Source organism: Falsiruegeria sp. JB4-1 (assembly GCF_055693495.1).
In genome coordinates, this window is sequence record NZ_JBVFTZ010000001.1 from 434,596 (window position 1) to 451,959 (window position 17,364).

Annotated in this window: 20 protein-coding genes; 8 read left to right on the plus strand and 12 right to left on the minus strand. The window is 55.4% G+C overall.

The genetic code is table 11. The features are described from left to right. Positions 1 to 12 precede the first annotated feature (12 nt). The 7 genes from ACZ1HE_RS02105 to ACZ1HE_RS02135 form a co-directional block, all read right to left on the minus strand. Positions 13 to 1,302, minus strand: coding sequence for an amidase (locus tag ACZ1HE_RS02105; RefSeq protein ID WP_472619358.1), 1,290 nt, complete (start codon positions 1,300 to 1,302; stop codon positions 13 to 15). Continuing rightward, positions 1,299 to 2,492 (minus strand): YlbE family protein, encoded by a 1,194-nt coding sequence (locus tag ACZ1HE_RS02110; RefSeq protein WP_472619359.1) that lies wholly within the window; start codon positions 2,490 to 2,492, stop codon positions 1,299 to 1,301. The genes ACZ1HE_RS02105 and ACZ1HE_RS02110 overlap by 4 nt, the downstream gene beginning before the upstream one ends. Continuing rightward, the gene (locus ACZ1HE_RS02115; protein WP_472619360.1) at positions 2,489 to 2,965 is read right to left on the minus strand and encodes a hypothetical protein; all 477 of its coding nucleotides are present in this window, start codon (positions 2,963 to 2,965) and stop codon (positions 2,489 to 2,491) included. The genes ACZ1HE_RS02110 and ACZ1HE_RS02115 overlap by 4 nt, the downstream gene beginning before the upstream one ends. A 72-nt stretch (positions 2,966 to 3,037) precedes the next feature. Beyond that, entirely contained in the window at positions 3,038 to 3,742 is a 705-nt protein-coding gene (locus tag ACZ1HE_RS02120; RefSeq protein WP_472619361.1) for a hypothetical protein, read from the minus strand. Between the two features lie 91 nt (positions 3,743 to 3,833). Further along, on the minus strand, positions 3,834 to 5,204 hold the full coding sequence (locus ACZ1HE_RS02125) for a Rieske 2Fe-2S domain-containing protein (RefSeq protein ID WP_472619362.1): 1,371 nt from the start codon (positions 5,202 to 5,204) through the stop codon (positions 3,834 to 3,836). A 34-nt stretch (positions 5,205 to 5,238) separates the two neighbouring features. Beyond that, positions 5,239 to 6,699: an aldehyde dehydrogenase family protein gene (locus ACZ1HE_RS02130; protein ID WP_472619363.1), complete on the minus strand. Its 1,461-nt coding sequence runs from the start codon at positions 6,697 to 6,699 to the stop codon at positions 5,239 to 5,241. Continuing rightward, complete coding sequence (locus ACZ1HE_RS02135) at positions 6,696 to 7,760, minus strand: succinylglutamate desuccinylase/aspartoacylase family protein (protein ID WP_472619364.1); 1,065 nt, start codon at positions 7,758 to 7,760, stop codon at positions 6,696 to 6,698. The genes ACZ1HE_RS02130 and ACZ1HE_RS02135 overlap by 4 nt, the downstream gene beginning before the upstream one ends. A gap of 94 nt (positions 7,761 to 7,854) precedes the next feature. On the opposite strand from ACZ1HE_RS02135, the gene ACZ1HE_RS02140 reads away from it, so the two are divergent. The 3 genes from ACZ1HE_RS02140 to ACZ1HE_RS02150 are packed head-to-tail and all read left to right on the plus strand — an operon-like array spanning position 7,855 to position 9,877. Beyond that, entirely contained in the window at positions 7,855 to 8,949 is a 1,095-nt protein-coding gene (locus ACZ1HE_RS02140) for a pyridoxal phosphate-dependent aminotransferase (RefSeq protein ID WP_472619365.1), read from the plus strand. Next, on the plus strand, positions 8,949 to 9,497 hold the full coding sequence (locus ACZ1HE_RS02145) for a decarboxylase (RefSeq protein WP_472619366.1): 549 nt from the start codon (positions 8,949 to 8,951) through the stop codon (positions 9,495 to 9,497). Before ACZ1HE_RS02140 ends, ACZ1HE_RS02145 begins: the two co-directional genes overlap by 1 nt. Beyond that, complete coding sequence (locus ACZ1HE_RS02150; protein ID WP_472619367.1) at positions 9,494 to 9,877, plus strand: thiamine pyrophosphate-dependent enzyme; 384 nt, start codon at positions 9,494 to 9,496, stop codon at positions 9,875 to 9,877. The genes ACZ1HE_RS02145 and ACZ1HE_RS02150 overlap by 4 nt, the downstream gene beginning before the upstream one ends. 176 nt (positions 9,878 to 10,053) lie before the next feature. Here ACZ1HE_RS02150 and ACZ1HE_RS02155 read toward each other — a convergent pair whose 3' ends face one another. Further along, positions 10,054 to 10,944 (minus strand): LysR substrate-binding domain-containing protein, encoded by an 891-nt coding sequence (locus tag ACZ1HE_RS02155; RefSeq protein WP_472619368.1) that lies wholly within the window; start codon positions 10,942 to 10,944, stop codon positions 10,054 to 10,056. Positions 10,945 to 11,107: 163 nt separating this feature from the next. Between ACZ1HE_RS02155 and ACZ1HE_RS02160 the strand changes: the two genes are divergently transcribed. The 5 genes from ACZ1HE_RS02160 (at position 11,108) to ACZ1HE_RS02180 (ending at position 14,553) form a co-directional block, all read left to right on the plus strand. After that, a complete protein-coding gene (locus ACZ1HE_RS02160; protein WP_472624605.1) occupies positions 11,108 to 11,542 on the plus strand; it encodes a hypothetical protein in 435 nt (144 codons plus the stop codon). After that, positions 11,433 to 11,945 (plus strand): amino acid ABC transporter permease, encoded by a 513-nt coding sequence (locus tag ACZ1HE_RS02165; RefSeq protein WP_472624319.1) that lies wholly within the window; start codon positions 11,433 to 11,435, stop codon positions 11,943 to 11,945. Before ACZ1HE_RS02160 ends, ACZ1HE_RS02165 begins: the two co-directional genes overlap by 110 nt. A 44-nt stretch (positions 11,946 to 11,989) precedes the next feature. After that, on the plus strand, positions 11,990 to 12,820 hold the full coding sequence (locus tag ACZ1HE_RS02170) for a transporter substrate-binding domain-containing protein (protein ID WP_472619369.1): 831 nt from the start codon (positions 11,990 to 11,992) through the stop codon (positions 12,818 to 12,820). A 65-nt stretch (positions 12,821 to 12,885) separates the two neighbouring features. After that, positions 12,886 to 13,791 carry an amino acid ABC transporter permease gene (locus ACZ1HE_RS02175; protein ID WP_472619370.1) on the plus strand — a complete coding sequence of 302 codons (906 nt, stop codon included), beginning with the start codon at positions 12,886 to 12,888 and terminating at the stop codon, positions 13,789 to 13,791. 9 nt (positions 13,792 to 13,800) lie between these two features. After that, positions 13,801 to 14,553, plus strand: coding sequence for an amino acid ABC transporter ATP-binding protein (locus ACZ1HE_RS02180; protein WP_472619371.1), 753 nt, complete (start codon positions 13,801 to 13,803; stop codon positions 14,551 to 14,553). Between the two features lie 14 nt (positions 14,554 to 14,567). Here the strand turns inward: ACZ1HE_RS02180 and ACZ1HE_RS02185 are convergent, their stop codons facing one another. The 4 genes from ACZ1HE_RS02185 to ACZ1HE_RS02200 form a co-directional block, all read right to left on the minus strand. Further along, entirely contained in the window at positions 14,568 to 15,503 is a 936-nt protein-coding gene (locus ACZ1HE_RS02185) for an ornithine cyclodeaminase family protein (RefSeq protein WP_472619372.1), read from the minus strand. A gap of 151 nt (positions 15,504 to 15,654) precedes the next feature. Then, positions 15,655 to 16,194 carry a helix-turn-helix domain-containing protein gene (locus ACZ1HE_RS02190; RefSeq protein WP_472619373.1) on the minus strand — a complete coding sequence of 180 codons (540 nt, stop codon included), beginning with the start codon at positions 16,192 to 16,194 and terminating at the stop codon, positions 15,655 to 15,657. An 80-nt stretch (positions 16,195 to 16,274) separates the two neighbouring features. Beyond that, on the minus strand, positions 16,275 to 17,087 hold the full coding sequence (locus tag ACZ1HE_RS02195) for an RHO alpha subunit C-terminal catalytic domain-containing protein (protein ID WP_472619374.1): 813 nt from the start codon (positions 17,085 to 17,087) through the stop codon (positions 16,275 to 16,277). Beyond that, on the minus strand, positions 17,078 to 17,335 hold the full coding sequence (locus tag ACZ1HE_RS02200; protein WP_472619375.1) for a Rieske 2Fe-2S domain-containing protein: 258 nt from the start codon (positions 17,333 to 17,335) through the stop codon (positions 17,078 to 17,080). The genes ACZ1HE_RS02195 and ACZ1HE_RS02200 overlap by 10 nt, the downstream gene beginning before the upstream one ends. Positions 17,336 to 17,364: the final 29 nt, after the last annotated feature.

The following is a 17,364-nucleotide window of genomic DNA, read 5'->3' on the forward strand; positions in this document are numbered from 1 at the left end:
CGCAGGTCCAGGTCAGCCGGAAACGGCCAATTGCTTAAAAACCCAGCAAGCGATGTCGAGAAGACGGGCGTCTTGACCCCGTGGTCCGATCAATTGAAAGCCAAGAGGCAAGTTTTCCTGAGTGTGGCCAAAAGGCAGAGCGACACACGGCAATTGCAGCAAGTTCCACATGCGCGAAAAGAGCGGATCGCCGGTGGCGTCGAGTCCGTGGGGTGCCGGACCGGGGGCGGATGGAACAAGCAGTGCATCCGTGTCGCGAAACAGATGGTCAAGTATTGCATTGGCCCGGTCCCGGACATTGAGCGCAGCCCGGTAGTCGGTGTCGCTGACAGCGCGCCCTGCGATGACCAGGTCGCAAAACTGCTGGCTGATCACAGGTGGGCCAATGGCAGCTTCGGCAGCGCGGGTACGGGCGGTTTCATATCCCATCACTGCTATGTGGGCTTGTGTCAGGTCTTTGAAAACATCCGGATGAGTGATTTCACCAGTTTCCCCGCCTGCCTTGGCTATTGCGGCAAGCGCCCGGGTGCAGATATCCCGCATGTCGACGCTGCCATCTTGCCAATGTGGTCCGCGCATCAGGCTAATCCGCGGTTTGGCTTCGTCAAAGTCAGGCTCAGCAGGAGGTTCAACGTCGCGAAGTACGGCATCCAGCAAAACAAGATCGCGTGGGTCACGGGCTAGCAGACCAAGAGTATCAAGGCTTTCTGACAGCTCCATAACACCTTGCAGGTCATAAGCACCGATCGTTGGTTTGAACGCGGCGACACCGCAATAGGCTGCGGGGCGGATCAGGGAAGCTGCCGTTTGCGAGCCTAATCCGAAAGGGGCCATAAAATCTGCGACTGCTGCAGCAGATCCGGACGAAGAACCACCCGGAGTATGTGCGGTGTTGCATGGATTTGCCGTCTTTCCCGGGCGAAAGTAAGCAAACTCGGTTGTCACGGTCTTGCCAATGGGAATGGCACCAGCGGAAATCAGTTGGTTAACACAAGTGGCAGAGTGTTCCGGTACTCGGTTTTCATAAAGAGAGCTGCCCCAACCCGTTGGCATGTCTTTTGTGTCAATTATGTCCTTGATTACAAAGGGGACACCATGGAGCGGCCCGCCGAAGGGGAGAGTGTCGGCGGCTTGGGCCCGCTCCATGGCTTTGTCCGGGTCGAGGCATTGAAAGGCCCCGATCTCCGGTTCTCGTTGAGTAATGCGATCCAGGTGTGCGGCCATCACCTGGGACGGCGTCATGTCGCCAGCACGGATGCCACTTGCTAGTTCATGGGTGCAAAGTTGGGTCAGATCGGTCATGCCGTAAGTTCAGCCACAGCGGCCGTAAACGGGTCAACAGGCATATCGTAGATGCCTCCACCCAAACGGCCTGCTTCACCCAGGCGATCCAAAATGCCCAAACTTATGACGGGCCCAGCCCCTTGGGCCACTGCACCGCGGGCGGTGCTGCCAAGTCGAACATCCAGTGCTCTGAAATAGGGGTGCGCCCCAACCGACAGGCCAGAAGTGCGCGCTTTGGCGTTGTCAGGTAGATAGTCTCCAAGCCCCTTCTTTTGTTCTGGGCTGAGTTCAATCGCCATGGCTCCCAAACCAAAGGCTTCGACGACGGCGCTGTCTCCGATGGCACCCAGAGCGCGATCCGCGGGTAAATCTACATCGAACTTTCCTTTTGGCGGGGTCGCTGGAATGGTGAACCACTTACCTGGAAGGCCCGAAATCTGAATTCCGACGTCGCGGCCATTTCCACCCGCTGCTGTCACAAAACTGGAGCCGTCGATCCCTTCGGCCAGTTTCATCATGCACTTTGTTGCCGCCATCCAAAGGTTCAAAAAGAGGGACGGAGAGGTCGTCATGAACTCCAGCACGTCCTCGTCGCTGATCCCCCCTGGTGTGCGATCCTTGATTTCTGCGACCAGTGCGGCCCCTGAAACGGGTGTCCGACCATGGCAATCGTCTCCTCCCATCAGGCCAACAACGGCCAGGGGAACCAATGCCATCCCTTCGGCCAGACCATTCTCAAGCACATCCAGAAAGCGGGTGTTGAGCCATCGGATGTGGTCCAAAACAGCTTGGGATCTGAGACCCAGCCGCATGGCAGGGCGAGATCCGGCGTTTATTGGCGTGAAAACACGTTGTTGCCCCCGCCAAGCGTCATAGATCGTGTGCAGCGGCATATGCGCCGACACCACTGCAGCCAAAGGTGTGACGATGTCATGATCCTGAGCTGGTTTGAGTACGATCTCGCCTGCCATTATCATGGCTTCGGCCTGATCGAAATCTTGCGCCAATCCTTCCCATACGGCGGCGACACAGGCGGAGTTCAGAATCGGCGCGGTGATATGGTCTGTTTCGGCAAACGCTGGCCCGGCGTGCAACAAGACATTGTCATCCAACCCGACGGCATCTGAAGCAGTATTGAACCGGTTCCAGACCGGCTGTGTGACCATCGCCTTGTCAAAGGCCAACTGATCGGCGGGGTGCAGTGTCATGTGTCCTCCGGTGGGATGATCCAGGTTTCCGAAAAATACAGAAAGGCGGTGGTGGTTTCATAACCAGCCTGAACGCGCGTACCCAATTGCCCGGGAAGCGCCCGCCCGTTCACCATGATCTGCGCCGAATGGGCCGGTACCAACAAAGAGAACATATTCTGTTCTCCTGAAGCGACCTCGTGCGGTGATAATTCCAAAGCCCGTGGCGGCTCGAACCCTTCCCAGATCAGTTCAACTGTCAACTGGGCTCCCGAAATGGTTTCAGAATATCGGTGACTCATCGGGTCGCCGGAACTCCGCACGGCCTGAATGCCAACTTCGGGGAGTGTGGCAAAGGCAGGCGCTCCAGCAAACGCTGCCAGTTTTGAGATGAAGTTCTGCTTCAGAAAGGCAGTCAGATCGGGGTTGTCGGACAAGATCACATTTGGGGCGTGAGCCGGTCCCTCAACTGCATCCGGTGTCCCATAAAGCAACAGCACCTGTCCCTGGCCAACGGGCGACCAAGCGACCCTAAAAAAAGAGCCATGGCCGAGAAGTTTCCCGCGTCATCTTTTAGCAGGATGCCGGGGTTTTCGCCGGTCCAATCCACGACGCCGGGGGTAATCGGTTCGTTCAAAGGCATCAGAGATCCTCCTGCGGGGTGACCCAGGTTTCGGAAAACGCCAGGAATGCGGTCGACATGGTTCGGCCAAAAAACTGTCGATCGGCGACTTGGCCGGGCAGGGGGTGCCATTGATCACGACCTGCGCTTGTTTCGCCTCAAGAAACACGGAATACATTTCGTGCTCCTTGGTGGCCGAGTTCTCCTTGGTCACCTCGACCGGCAAAGGTGGCCCCATGTCGTGCCAGATCATATCCAACGTCACTCCGGACCCACGCAGGGTTTCCGAGTAACGCGCTTTCAAATCACCGGGTCGTTTTTCGACACTGTCGCAATCCAGCCAACTCATCGCATCAAGTCCGGCCTTGCCGACGAAGGTGGGCATCTTCGTGACCCAGCCATCGACGATCCAGCGCATCATGCGCTGATTATCGGTCATGATGAAGTTCGGGACGTCGGGCCATCCGCGCGCCTCATTTGGAGCGCCCAGAACAATGGCGGCGTGACCTCGACCAAAGGGTGACAGCACCACCCGAAAAAACAACGCCAAGGTGTCATATTGGTCCTGCCCGGGGTCTTTCTTCAAATAAATCCCGGGGTTCTCGCCTGACCAATCCACGCGGCCCGGATTGTGTGGAATGCGGTTCATTTGAGCTCTTCTCCCTGCCTATGTTTGCCAAAAACTCCATGGGAGAACTGCACAGGGGAGGCGGAAGTTCTGAAATCAGGTGATACGTTCGTCATGCCCAGCTTGCCTCGTACTCTTTCAGCGCGTTTACGATATAGTCGCGCCGTTCGTTTCCGGTCAGGTGATCGCCGGACTTGTAGATTTCGGCCACCTGGTGTGAAATTTCCTTGAGTACGGCACCATCGTCCCGACCTTCCTGAAGCGGTATGCGCAGCATGGTGTCGCCCGCATAGGTCGGGATTTCACGGTCTGGAAAGCTGTCCGTGGGCTGTGGTGGGCGTTCACCTTTTTGAAGGGCACGAATGGCGTTGCGCAAGAGGCGCCGTGCCTTTGCCACGCCTCGGTCAGTGAAAGAGAGGTTTTCGCGTGAATGAACATTCTTTGGGCCTTGACTGACCCAAGCGTCATAATCACCAGGGTCGCGTTGGCGCATTTCATAGGGGCGATCCGGATCTTGCCCATAGAAATCGGTTTTGCCGTATCCAACTTGATCCCGATCGGTCAAACCTTTGGGATCATCATTGAAAGATGGATCTCGGAAATGCCGCCAGGCGATGACCATTGTGTTGGTATCATCAATCGGTGTGATCCAGCGGCTCAAGCCCCCACGCCCGAAGTAACGTGAGCCGTCAGGCACAGGGAAATGCCCGCCATTTTGAGTGAATGAGGGCAGCATATGATCGTGAATACGGACCCATACGATATCATCCACCCTTCGAACGTTGGTGTAAAAGTCCCCTGTGGCGCTGTCATGGAATTCGATCATCGGCATTTCGGCAAAAGCATCGATGAACTGACTGCGTACGGCCAGTGTGTGTAGGTAGACGACATGAAATGGATCCCAAGCGTTTTCCATCACCTGCAACCAATTGCAGGGAGACTTGATGAGATAGGGCACCAATTCGTCGCCCTCGTCATCAAACGTGTCCATAAACGGAAACGGAGGTTGTTCGTCGCGCGGTCCCAAATAGGCAAAGGCCAGCCCTTTGTATTCGATGACGGGATAAGCGCCGAGACAGGCCTTTTTCTTGACCTGAGACGCGGGCGGTTCGCATGGGGTTTCTAGAATCGTGCCGTCCAGCCCATATTTCCAGCCATGATATGAGCACCGAATGCCGCCTTCCTCGATGATCCCGAATTCAAGGCTCATGTTCCGGTGACAACAGTGGAGGTGAGTCAGACCCAGCTTGCCCTCGCCCGTTTCGCGAAAGAGCACCAGATCTTCGCCGAGAATGCGCAAGCGATAAGGCAGATCACCCACTTGATCCGTCATGGCAACAGGCATCCAGAAGCGGCGCAAATATTCACCGCATGGGGTGCCAGGGCCAACTTCGGTTAATTCCGGGTCCGGCTTCTGGCTCCAGACTTCTTGCTTGTCATGACCGCGAAAGTTACCTTCCGGGGCTTTGAAGTGGTCGTTCATCATGTCCTCCCTACGTCTCGAATATGCTGGCCCTTCACGGGAATGGGTCTGGCACCGGCGCCGTGCCGGTCCAGATGGATTTGGATTGCAAAAAATCGTTGATCGCGTCTGGGCCCAATTCGCGGCCATAGCCCGAAAGCTTGACACCGCCAATTGGAACACCCGGATCGACGCTTCGATAGTGATTGATATAGACGGTTCCGCTGTCGATGGCCCGGGCAACCCGCGCGCCCTTGTCCGGGTCCGAGGTCCAAACGCCCCCAGCTAGACCGTAGTCGCTGTCATTGGCCAGCATTAACGCCTCAGCTTCGGTTTCAAAGGTCGTGATTGCAAGGACCGGGCCAAAGACCTCTTCCCGCCAAAGCTGCATGTCCACGGTGACCCCGTCAAACACCGTTGGTCCAACGTAGAAACCGGATTGATCGGCAACGGTGGCCAGTCCGTCCAAAAGACAATTGGCGCCTTCCGCTTTTGCCTGCTTAATCATGGCCGTGACTTTGCGCAGATGCGGCTCGTTCGCTAGCGGGGCAACTTGTGTGTTGGGATCCATCGGATCGCCAATCTTCAACGCTTTCGCTCGCTCAAGAAGGCGATTGGTCACACTTTCCTTGGCGCTGGCTTCGACAATCAGGCGGGATCCAGCAACGCAGGTTTGCCCATTGGACAGGAAGATGCCGGATAGCACGCCATTGACCGTATTTTCCAAATCCGCGTCGGCAAAGACGACCTGAGCGGACTTGCCGCCCAGTTCCATTGTTGTCGGAACCACGCCACTCGCGGCGGCTTCTGCTACTTTACGGCCTCCGAAATCGGATCCGGTAAACGTGACCTTGCGTGCCAATGGGTGGCGGACCAGTGCCTCGCCGACCTCATGGCCCAACCCGGTGACGACGTTGAACACTCCTGCTGGTACCCCTGCTTCATGAGCCAGACGGGCGAACTCTAGCGTCGAGGCGGAAGCCATCTCGGAAGGTTTGACCACAACAGTATTACCAGCCGCCAACGCGGGGGCCAGTTTCCAGGCCAGTATCATCAAAGGCGAGTTCCATGGCGTGATCGCGACCACGACACCGTATGGCATGGGGTGGTTGGCACTTGTGACACCAGAGATTGCGTTGGCCTGTTGTCGCACACCAATTTTGCGCGCCTCGTTTGCAAAATGACGGTACCAACTGTGCAACCCGGCGAATTGCCCTCTTACTTCGGCTATTCGTTTGCCGTTGTCGCGAACCTCGGCTTCAACCAGATCCTGCCATCGATCCGAGAGCGCGTCGGCCAACTGGTCCAGAATGTCTCCACGGACATTGGCGTCTGATTCCGCCCAGGGGCCGGTCCGAAAAGCTTGATCCGCCGACAGCATGGCAAGATCGGCCTCATTTGTTCCGCAACGCGCAACCAAACACCAAGGCTCTCCGTTTGCAGGATCGATACTGGGTAAGGTGTCCCCCTCCCAATTTATCGATTTGCCAGAAATAAAGGGGCCAAAAGTCTTCATTCGAGGTCCTCGGCAATATCTTGAGCCACCAGGGCGAGCAGATCGCCGCGCTTCACCAGTCCTCGGTTTCCATGCGCCAGAACAATACCGGCATGCGGAAACCGAAGGGGCATCGAGACGCGTTCAGGTTCATTGGGAAAATGGAGCTCACCAGCCGGATCCCCGGCGACAACTGATTGCCCCGCACATACACGCCGGTCAAAAAGCCCGTCGAACGGCGCATAGACGGAATGATGTGGGGAGGTAATCTCTACGGTGCGTGCGGCGCAATGCGCAGGCGCAGTCTTGTCGACTATGTCCAATTCTGCGAGGCAATTCAGCAAACCTTGTTCGGCTAGGTCCGTGATCCGCGGATCAACGGCACCACCACCACCCAGTTCTGCCGCGATCATTGGTACGCCCACACGTGCCGCCGCCGCGTTGACCGAGCGATTATCGTTTTGATCACCCAACAGCCAAATCAGCGGCAAACCAAAGGCCCGCGCCATCCGGATATTTGAATTCGTGAGGTCCGGGTCCGCCGTGCGAGAGGGGAGCGTGCATGGTTCAAAGACAGATGCCTTACCACCTGAATGAAGGTCAATTACTGTGTCGCATCGTGGCATAAGAACGGTTTCGACATAGTGCGCCAGCATGGCAGTTGGGCCGCCATTCGGGTCGCCAGGAAATGCCCGGTTAAGGTTTTGCCCGTCCAGCGGTGACACCCGAGCCGAAGCCTGAAACGCAGGACCGCTCAAACCAGGAATGAGGATGATCTGCCCCTTCAGGTCGCTTGGATTTAATTGCGATGCGATCCTCATGATTGCCGCAGGCCCCTCGAATTCGTCTCCGTGGGTGCCACCGATGATCAACACGGTCGCTCCGGGCTGCCCTTTCAGGCTCAGGATCGGAACGGGGTGATACCCCAAGGGAACCGAGTTGTCCGACCATTTGAGCATGATGTCCCCCACCTGTCGGCCCGGCACATCCAGATCGATGGTCAGTTTGATGCGACTGTCTTGGGGTGCGTATTCGGGGGGCATAGCCTCACTTTCAAGCAGGTTTGAGATTCCTCTTATCATAATTTTTTTGCAAGTGAATTGCAAAAATGAGATTGCTATGTGATAGAAGTTGATAAAAGCGATACCTGATTGGGTTCAGAAATGGAGGAGTCGGATGGTCGTACCCCGTGCAAAGGCAGGAATTGACAGGATCAAACCGCATATGGTCGCGGGCGCGTCCCAGGCCGTTCCCCCAGCCTCGATCCTGTTGAACTCCAATGAAAGTGCTTTCGGTGCCAGTCCCAATGCCTTGACTGCAGCGCGGGCAGCTGTGACCGGGATCGAACGCTACCTTGAAAATCCTGACACCATATTGGCGCTAGCTTTGGCAAGTTGCTTTGGGTTGGATGTGAACCGAATTACCACTGGGCAGGGGTCAGACGATTTGTTGGCTCGTTTGGCGCGCGCCTATCTTGGTCCGGGAACGGAACTGATCCGCAGCGCCAACGGTTATCTCAAAGTACCCAACTATGCTCACGCCAACGACGCCGAGGCTATCGCTGTTCCTGACAAGGATTTTGTCCCATCTGTCGATGGCATGATCGCCGCGCTGACAGAGCGAACAAGAATCGTCTACCTGGCCAACCCCGAGAATCCTGCGGGTACATACTTGAGCGGCACAGAAGTGCGTCGCCTTCATGCGGCGCTTCCTTCGAATGTGTTGCTGGTGATTGACGCGGCTTATGAAGAATATGTCGACGCAGAAGACTATGAACCTTCGCATCATCTGGTCGAAGAGTTCGGAAACGTCGTCATGTGCCGGACCTTCTCAAAGATCTACGGCATGGCCGGGGCGCGGGTCGGTTGGATGTATGGCCCTGCCGACGTTGTGGATTCGGTGAAACGGATCGCGCTGACCTTTCCAGTTTCATCCCCATCCGCCGCTGCGGCAATCGCATCGCTTGAAGATCGGGCATTTACCAGAATGGTGTTTGAGGCCAATCGAAAGGGGCGCAACTGGATCACTTCGGAATTGCAAACTCTGGGTCTGCGCGTTGTTCCCAGTCAAGGAAATTTCGTGCTCGTTCATTTTCCCGACCCTGATCGATCAGCTGAAGCAGTGGACGTTTACCTGCGTGGCAAAGGGATCGCAGTGCGAAGGTTCGCGTCTCCGGCCTATGCCGACTACATTCGAATTTCAATTGGTCACCCGAATGAGTTGAAGGCCACATGCGACGGAATAGCCAAGTTCTTGCGGGAGGGTTCGTGATGGGATCTGCCTCCTCGATGTCCACGGATGCACCGCATGTACCTCATCCATCAGGCGCAGCCATCATCGCAGCGATCAAACAAGCCGACGTGCGAGAGATCGTGGCTCTGCCGGATATTGTCACCAGCGATGGTTTGTTGTGGCCAATTTCCCAGGATCCAGAGTTTCGTCTGACCCGTATTTGCAAAGAGGACGAAGGCGTAAGCATCTGTGGGGCAATGTCCTATAACAACACGCGTGCTGTATTGATGATGCAGCAGACGGGGCTGATGGACTCTCTTAACGCCATTCGGGCTATCGGTGTCGACTATGAACGTCCTGTGGTCATGATGGTCGGCTTGCAGGGAAAAGAGCCGCATGTGCATCCGGATATGTCAGCATCTTTTGGCGTGCGTATCGTACGTCCGGTTCTGGATGCGATGGAGCTATCGCACTCCCTGATTGAGGAACCGGATGATGTCTCGCACATCGTTGCAGCCATAGATGCGGCCTATGCTGCGTCGCGCCCACATATATTTCTTATTGGCCGATCACCGGAGGCCCCATGACCCTGTATCGAGATGAAGCACTCAAGGCATTGATTCCGCATGTTCAAGACGATGATATCGTCGTTGCGGTTTATCAAAGCTGTTTCGACTGGATGGCTTTGAACCCGCGCGACTTGAACTATGTGGCGGTTGGCGCGATGGGTCAGGCGTCTTCACATGGGTTGGGGTTGGCCCTTGCCAATCCTGATCGACGTGTGATCGTTCTGGATGGTGACGGCAGTTTGCTGATGAACCTGGGGACTTTGGTAACAATTGCAAATGCCGGAGTTTCAAATCTATACCACTTCCTGTCGGTAAACCGGGTCTATGAAGTAAACGGATCGCATCCATTGCCGGGCGCAGAGATCGTGGATTTCGAGGGTATGGCGCGATCAGCTTAGCTATGTCGGGTCGCAGAGTTTCGATGATCTGGAGGGATTTTCCTTGGCTTTGCCGCGTGTATTGAGCGCACCGGGACCGCAGTTTGTTGCTATGGAAACTTCCGCCGGACAGCCTTACCCGCGCGACTATGCCTATATTCACAGTGCACAGGCGCGAGAGACGTTCCGGAGTGCGCTTAACCGCTCGTAATCCCCTTTTTCGCAATCTCCAGAAAGGTTTCCCCTACGGCTGAGATGGGTTTGTTTTTCGACCAGAATAAGACGGCCCGAAAATTCAGTGGAGCAGCAAAGGGAAGGGCAACACAGTCTGGCATGGTTTGTAGATACTCCATGCTGGAACCGACGACGGAAACACCCAATCCGCGCGCGATCAGGCGGCAAATGGCATCCGTTGTTCGAGTTTCATACTGCATGCGACGTGTCACACCTTTGGCGTCAAAAAACTGATCGACCTCAAACCGGAAGCGCGACGAAGGCATGTAGGAAATGAAACTTTCGTCCGCCAGATCGCGGGCGTGGACAATGGTCTTGTCTGCCAGTCGATGCCCGAGGGGGACCACGCAGTAGACATCGTTGTCCTTGACGACAATGCTGTCGAACGAAGGGTTTGCGGGCTCTGTTGTCGTGATGCCAAAGTCGAAGTTCTGAGATACCATCCACTCGACGGCATCGTCGCTTGAGGCGATCTCTAGACGCGCCATTGCGTCTGGGCAGGCGGTGGCAAATCTTCCGATCAGGTTGGGCGCAAGTTGCGAGGAAACGCCAGGGGTTACGACAAGGCTCAGGCGGGCGTGCCCGAATTTGCCGATGGCCACTGCCGATTCCTTGATATGTTCCATCCCACTTACAGCCTGGCGAACCTCTTCAACCAAGAGGCGGGCTTCGTCCGTGGGGACAAGAACGCGACCCGAGCGCTGAAATAGGCGGAACCCGACCTCGTCTTCGAGGTCAGAAATCAGACGGCTGACTGCTGGTTGCGAAATGCCCAGCATCGCGGCGGCTTCGGTGACGGTTCCGGTTGATACCACCGTTCTAAACGCGTCGACCTGTCGAAATGTTATTTTCATGGTCAATCTGTTTCCTCTATCGGGAAATTTTGTGCAACGTCTTTCTCAATTATAGCATTTTTGCATGAAAGGGGTAAAAATCGTTGACAGAGCTATAAATCGCAATTGATACTCATCACGTCACTCAGCGCGATGCCAGGGGGATTAAATGCAAGGACGGGTCATGTCGGCGACACCACGCGCGCAGCGTCGGCGCGAGGATACCGGGTTCGATTCCCGGGCATTCGCGCGCACCACGTGGCAAGTGGGGCAGGCGGTCGGTGTCTTTGCGATCATAGCTTTTCTGATCTGGCGCGGTGCGCAGGCCATGGAATACAATTGGCAGTGGTACCGGGTTGAACCTTTCTTTTACCGGGTCATTGATGACGAAGTGATCTGGGGGCCGCTGGTACGTGGCTTGATCCAGACACTCAAGCTTGCGGGCATCGCTCGGCGTCATAGCTATTCTTATTGGTTTCGTCACTGCATTTGCACGGTTGTCGAACTCAATTTCGGGACGGATCGTTGCCAAATGGTATCTGGAAGCTATCCGAAACACGCCTCTTCTGGTTCAACTGTTCCTCTTCTATTTCGTCCTGGCTCCGATCTTTGGCATTGACCGGTTCTGGGCGGGTATTTTGTGTCTGGCCTTTTTTGAAGGGTCCTTTGCCGCGGAAATTATTCGCGGCGGGATCATGGGCGTGGACAAAGGTCAGTATGAAGGGGCCGATGCAATCGGCCTGAGCGTGGTCGACAAATACCGGTTCATTGTTATTCCTCAATCCCTACCGCTTATCCTTCCACCACTCACGGGACTGCTGATTTCATTGATCAAGCACTCGGCGATCGTCAGCGTGATTGCCGTATCAGAACTGACAACGGCGGGCTTAAACCTGATTGCAGACACTTTCATGGCGTTTGAAATCTGGTTCCTGGTTGCAGGTATTTACCTTGCGGTGACTGTTACACTTTCTCTCGGGGTAAGTCTGTTCGAACACCAACTTAACAAAGGCAAAAGATAAGCTTTTGAATAATAAGAGCTAAAATCAACATTGGAGGAACACGAATGAAATTCCTGAAACCCCTCAAGGGACTGGCCGTCGCGGCGGCATTGGCCGTGACCAGCTTTGCGGCAACGGCCATTCCAGCATCGGCCGAAGGTGTGCTGGAAGAAATTCAAAAACGTGGAAAACTGCGCGTGGGTATGGCGACCTTTGTGCCGTGGGCCATGCGCGACAAAGAAGGCAACCTGATTGGCTTTGAGATCGACGTGGCCAAGAAGGTGGCCGAAGACATGGGGGTCGAGATCGAGTTTGTGCCGACCGCCTGGAGTGGGATTATCCCGGCGCTGATCGCGAAGAAGTTCGACGTTATTATTGGTGGCATGTCGATCACTCCGCAGCGAAACCTGACAGTGAACTTCACCATTCCCTACGCCCACTCCGGTCAGCAGATGGCAGCCAGCAAGCAATTGGCGGGCGATTTCAAAACGCTGGATGATTACAACGATAGCAGCGTAACAATCGCATGCCGCCGCGGCGCCACCCCATGCAACATTGCCCAAAAGCGGTTCCCCAAAGCCAATGTGCGCCGCTTTGACGACGACGCGCAGGCCTTTCAGGAGGTTGTGAATGGCAATGCGCATGCCATGATCTCGTCAGCGCCCAAACCGCGCTTCTGGTCGGAAGCGCATCCTGACAAGGTTTACGTTGCCAATGGCGGCGAGAACCTGACGCGTGGTGACGAAGCTTTTGCGCTGCGCAAAGGGGACGCAGACGCCGTTAACTTCTTCTCGAACTGGATCCTGGTGAATACGTCAAACGGCTGGCTCGAGCAGACCCATGATTATTGGTTCAAGGACCAGTCAGCGTGGAAAGACATGGTTGCGGCCAAATAATAACAAACGACGACTGGGTCACCGGGACAGTCCGGTGATCCTCCCTTCAGTCAGGTGAAGAAGCGATGGACAGAAACGCGCCCCCTCCGGCACCACCCAAAAAACGGTTGTCCGTGTGGGACTTTGCCATTTTTGGCGGGGTTGCCGCGCTGGTGCTTTATGCCGGTTACCGGGTCAATGACGTCCTTGTTTACAACTGGGATTGGTCGCGTGTTCTGGATTTTTTCATTCGCTGGGATGACGAAAAAGGAAGATATGTCGGCAATCTGTTGTTATCCGGCCTGATCACTACATTGCGCCTTGCGGTGTGGGCCACAGTTTTGGCCACGATCATCGGTGTTGTCATGGGATATTGGCGCACCTGCGAGAACCTGACGCTCAAGATCATCAGCCGAACGTATGTGGAACTGATCCGCAACATACCTCCGTTGGTTTTCATCTTTATTTTCTTCTTCTTCATCTCCAGCCAGTTGTTTCCGTTGATGGGAGTGGAAGACATTGATCCGGAAAACCCGGTCGTGGACAACGCGCTGTTTCACTTTCTGTTTGGTGATCCTAGGCTTTTGTCCAACTTTCTGGCTGGGGTTTTGTGCCTGGCGATGTTCGAAGGTGCCTATATCACCGAAATCGTACGTGCCGGGATCCAATCCGTACCCAAGGGTCAGTGGGAGGCCGCGCGCGCCGTTGGACTGTCTCCGGTAAACGTGCTGCGCGACGTGATCCTGCCACAGGCGTTACGCAAGATCTTACCGCCCCTCGCAGGTCAGTTCATCACCCTGATCAAGGACAGTGCCATTGTCTCACTGATCTCAATCCAGGAACTGACGTTCATGGCAACCGAAGTTGCCGCCACCACCACCAAAGTGTTCGAAACCTGGATCCTGGTGGGCGCCTTGTATTTTGTTCTTTGCTACAGTTTTGCGGTGCTCTTTGATCGGCTTGAAAGCCGTGCCGCTCGCAGCCGCCGATAGGAGACCGCCATGCTGGATGGAAGCATCAAACCCCTCGTTGAAATCACTGGCATGTGTAAATGGTACGGTGAATTCAGCGCATTGCACGACATCAACCTGACGGTATCCGAAGGCGAGAAAGTGGTGGTATGCGGACCCTCCGGGTCAGGAAAGTCTACCATGATCCGCTGCATCAACCAGCTTGAAGCGCACCAGAAGGGCACCATCACGGTCGATGGCGTCGAAGTGACGCCGGACATGAAGAACATCGCCGAAATCCGTCGTGAAGTCGGAATGGTTTTCCAAAGCTTCAATCTGTTTCCGCATATGACCATCTTGGACAACCTGATTCTCGGGCCAATGCGAAATCGTGGAACGTCCAAAAAGGATGCCACCGAACTGGCGATGCATTACCTGGAACGGGTGCATATCGCGCAGCAGGCCGAAAAATACCCACCGCAATTGTCCGGGGGGCAACAGCAGCGTGTGGCGATAGCGCGGTCCCTGTGCATGAAGCCCAAGATCATGTTGTTTGACGAGCCGACGTCAGCTCTCGATCCAGAAATGATTGCTGGTGTGCTGGATGTGATGATTGAATTGGCCGAAGAAGGGATGACAATGATCTGCGTCACCCACGAGATGGGGTTTGCCCGCAAAGTGGCGGATCGCGTGGTGTTCATGGATGAGGGTGAAATTATCGAAGTGGCCGAACCCGAGGAATTCTTCGGCAACCCGCAAAGTGACAGGGCGCAATTGTTCCTAAGCCAGCTATTGGGGCACTGATCTGGACCACAAAATTAGGATTGGAGTTGCGCAGCCTTGCGGACAGCAAGAACAGCGGCGGCGTAGTCTCCCAGCGAAATACCGCGAAATGCAAAAGCGGCAGGACCCTCGATTGGTAAATCCTGCGAGACCAATTCTGTAAGATCACCCTTGATGCGATCATAGGGAAGCATCGGCTTTTCGCTTTCTCGTTCTTGCTCGCAATCATCAACGATCACGGTGCGGAATGCGTCCATGCCTTCGGGAATCCACGGGATACATGCATCGGTGATAGCGGCAAAGGCCGATTGTTTCAGCCAGCGGGCGTCCGGGAATGGTGCAGTTGAGAAATCCAGAGTGATCGAAGTCACGACCAAATCTGCACCTCTCATTGCGTCTTCGGGTGTCGCGCAGACTTCGGCATCAAGCCCCAGATCATGTGCAAGGTTACGTAGCTTGTCGATGTTGGCTTGGCCGCGCCCAAACACCTTGATGACCCGGAGCGGAAAGAGTTCGGCAAATGCCGTGAGATGTGATCGAGCCTGTACACCCGTTCCTACAAATCCAACTGATTCCGAATTTGGATCAGCCATCCGGCGCGCAGCGACCACGGAAAGGGCCGCGGTTCTTATTGCCGTGACCCAGTTTGCATCCAAAACTGCATTCAAAAGCCCGGTTTCAGCATCCAGCACCATGATTGCACCGTTGATCGCGGGCAAACCCCGGTCTGGATTGCCTGGGCAAACTGTTACTTGTTTTACGACGATATACCCGTCATCGCCCAATGCCAGGGTCGACATTGCATAACGACCATCACCAGGCAGGATGACCGACTTGGGAGTCGTGTGCAGTTGCCCCTTTGCCTTGGCTTTCAATGCGGCTTCGATAGCATCTGCGACTTCAGACGGCCCTATGCCCAATTGCTCCAGATCTGTATCTGACAAGTAAGTAGGGGCTGAGGATGTGTTCATGGCCGAGTCCTGAGGTGCGTTTCTTGGTATCGGTTCCCATCGTGTCCTGCCCCTGCTGTAGTTGCAAGAACCCGGGTCAGTTCAAGGATATGTTTGGTGTTACCTTTGGGTTTACTGTGGACGTGTCGACACCGTAATGAATTCGATCTCGTCACTTTGGATGCTGCGAAACCCGTGCGGGAGTTTTGCGTCGAAACTCAGCGTGTCGTATAGCCGACATTTTGAATTCCTCAGTGCCACAAGAATAAATAGCGGCTCCCTCGATCATGTAGATGAACACGTTACCCTCGTGCTGGTAGTTGGGAAGGGTATCAGATTCCTTGCGCGAAATACGGATGCGAGCCGATTGAAAGACGCCTGCGGGGCCGCTGTGCTTGCCAAGCAGCAAATAGTCGTGTGCGTGATCGCGCGTAATCCGTCGCGCAGGCAGCCCGTCACCGGCACGGACATAGTGTACATCAGCGGCGGTCTCGGAATGTGTGAACAGGGCCATCAGCGAAACTGACAAGGCTTCGGCTAACGACTGCAATGTGCCCAGTGATGGTGAGACATGACCGTTTTCGATACGGCTGATCATCGCAGTCGACACTTGCGCCCGAGCGGCCAGTTCGGTGACCGTCAGCGCCCGCTCTTGCCGCAACCTGTTAAGTGTTCGCCCAATTTCAGCATCGATTTCGGTGCGTCCCGCCATGTATGTCGTCTAGCTCCACTTGTGCCATGTTGGTCGCGCACCCTAGGGGCAGGTTTGTGTAACCTCAACCCAGTGCTCAATTATGCAGGTTCGACCTGTTCAGCCTTGGTGCGTTGCGCCACTTTCTGCCTAAACCGCATTGCGCCTGCGTCTAGGCCGAGGTTCAAATAGGGGGTCGTGCGGTTTGCCATGCCGAGTTGAACGTCTTCCAGAACGTCCTTGTCCTCGTTGAATGCCATCACGGCACCAGCAAACATTTTTTCGTCGATGGCGGCATCGCCAGCAAACATGTTGCGGTGCTGGAACCAAAAATAGAGCGAGGTTTCGTCGTCCACGGGCGTGATGAAATTGTACGAGACGTTGACGAACGCATTTTCAGACAATTCGCGATCAGGCCCGCCTTCGCCCGGCGGCGTATAGATCGACATATTGATTGCGGTCGAAGGCACGCGACATTCATAGTGTTGCTTGCGGTCGCAGTTGTCACCAAACGGCAAGAGTTGAGCGTAGTACGGCGGCGCGGGCTCAGATGAAATCCAACGCCAGATAACCACGTGATCTTCGCTCTCATCAAGCTGAAGGGGGCGGTTGTCAGTCCCGGCTCCGGCAAATGATGTTATGTGCACCCAAGCAACATGGCTGGGGTCCAGCAAATTGTCGGTTATATACAGATAATGGCATTGCATTTCCATCGCACCGCGATCGGTTTTGCCCCAGGCCGGGTTGTCGAAATTGGGAATGTCGATAATGTTGTTAGTGTCGGCCTTTTGAGGGTCGCCCATCCAGATCCACAGGAACCCATACCGATCCTCTACCGGATAGCTGCGTACCACTGCGCGTTTGGGAATTGCGTTTTCCTGCGTGGGTGCGGCGACGCAGCTGCTTAGGCGCAATCGAACGTCAAACCGTGGTAACCACAGACTACCGTACTGCCTTGAACAGAACCTTTGGAAAGGGGCAGTTTTCGGTGGGGGCACGCGTCTTCCAGGGCGATCGGTTCTCCGGCCTCGCCGCGGAACAGTACCACTTTGTCCCCGAGCAGGGTCATCGCCTTTAGGGATCTGTCAAAGTCTTCACTGCGGCCAGCTACATACCAGCACTCTCGTACAAAGGCATCGCTTCCTGTCAGGTCTTTCTGCATGTCGGGTCCCCGCGTGTCTGGTCAAATCT

What these genes read in the sequence shown, in the direction of transcription:
- ACZ1HE_RS02105 (WP_472619358.1), bottom strand. Translation starts at nt 1,302, where the DNA reads ATGACCGATCTGACCCAACTTTGCACCCATGAACTAGCAAGTGGCATC.
- ACZ1HE_RS02110 (WP_472619359.1), bottom strand. Translation starts at nt 2,492, where the DNA reads ATGACACTGCACCCCGCCGATCAGTTGGCCTTTGACAAGGCGATGGTC.
- ACZ1HE_RS02120 (WP_472619361.1), bottom strand. Translation starts at nt 3,742, where the DNA reads ATGAACCGCATTCCACACAATCCGGGCCGCGTGGATTGGTCAGGCGAG.
- ACZ1HE_RS02125 (WP_472619362.1), bottom strand. Translation starts at nt 5,204, where the DNA reads ATGAACGACCACTTCAAAGCCCCGGAAGGTAACTTTCGCGGTCATGAC.
- ACZ1HE_RS02130 (WP_472619363.1), bottom strand. Translation starts at nt 6,699, where the DNA reads ATGAAGACTTTTGGCCCCTTTATTTCTGGCAAATCGATAAATTGGGAG.
- ACZ1HE_RS02135 (WP_472619364.1), bottom strand. Translation starts at nt 7,760, where the DNA reads ATGATAAGAGGAATCTCAAACCTGCTTGAAAGTGAGGCTATGCCCCCC.
- ACZ1HE_RS02140 (WP_472619365.1), top strand. Translation starts at nt 7,855, where the DNA reads ATGGTCGTACCCCGTGCAAAGGCAGGAATTGACAGGATCAAACCGCAT.
- ACZ1HE_RS02145 (WP_472619366.1), top strand. Translation starts at nt 8,949, where the DNA reads ATGGGATCTGCCTCCTCGATGTCCACGGATGCACCGCATGTACCTCAT.
- ACZ1HE_RS02150 (WP_472619367.1), top strand. Translation starts at nt 9,494, where the DNA reads ATGACCCTGTATCGAGATGAAGCACTCAAGGCATTGATTCCGCATGTT.
- ACZ1HE_RS02155 (WP_472619368.1), bottom strand. Translation starts at nt 10,944, where the DNA reads ATGAAAATAACATTTCGACAGGTCGACGCGTTTAGAACGGTGGTATCA.
- ACZ1HE_RS02160 (WP_472624605.1), top strand. Translation starts at nt 11,108, where the DNA reads ATGTCGGCGACACCACGCGCGCAGCGTCGGCGCGAGGATACCGGGTTC.
- ACZ1HE_RS02170 (WP_472619369.1), top strand. Translation starts at nt 11,990, where the DNA reads ATGAAATTCCTGAAACCCCTCAAGGGACTGGCCGTCGCGGCGGCATTG.
- ACZ1HE_RS02175 (WP_472619370.1), top strand. Translation starts at nt 12,886, where the DNA reads ATGGACAGAAACGCGCCCCCTCCGGCACCACCCAAAAAACGGTTGTCC.
- ACZ1HE_RS02180 (WP_472619371.1), top strand. Translation starts at nt 13,801, where the DNA reads ATGCTGGATGGAAGCATCAAACCCCTCGTTGAAATCACTGGCATGTGT.
- ACZ1HE_RS02185 (WP_472619372.1), bottom strand. Translation starts at nt 15,503, where the DNA reads ATGAACACATCCTCAGCCCCTACTTACTTGTCAGATACAGATCTGGAG.
- ACZ1HE_RS02190 (WP_472619373.1), bottom strand. Translation starts at nt 16,194, where the DNA reads ATGGCGGGACGCACCGAAATCGATGCTGAAATTGGGCGAACACTTAAC.
- ACZ1HE_RS02200 (WP_472619375.1), bottom strand. Translation starts at nt 17,335, where the DNA reads ATGCAGAAAGACCTGACAGGAAGCGATGCCTTTGTACGAGAGTGCTGG.